Source organism: Paraburkholderia piptadeniae, from assembly GCF_900007165.1.
Classification (GTDB): Bacteria; Pseudomonadota; Gammaproteobacteria; order Burkholderiales; family Burkholderiaceae; genus Paraburkholderia; species Paraburkholderia piptadeniae.
Map to the genome: position 1 here is coordinate 1 of NZ_CYGY02000190.1, position 249 is coordinate 249.

Genomic DNA, 249 nt, shown 5'->3' on the forward strand with positions numbered 1-249 from the left:
CAGGTCATCGGGCGAGACCTGACGGGCACCGGACCGTTCTCGAAAATGATGACCCAGCCCGAGGGCTCGTTTGCAGACCGGGCCTCCATTGATGGCATCCGCCGCGTCTATGAATTCCGCCACCTGCCGGGCCTGCCCCTGATTGTCGAGGTCGCACCGGCCGAACCGGACATCTACGCCGCCTGGCGGGAGCGGGCAATCCGGCTCGGCACGCTCATGGCAGCGTTTGCCCTGAGCTTTGTCGGCCTG

1 pseudogene is annotated in these 249 nt (G+C 66.3%); it reads left to right on the plus strand.

The window, feature by feature from the left end:
• Window positions 1-249: pseudogene (locus tag BN2476_RS49180) on the plus strand (diguanylate cyclase); the annotation flags it as partial.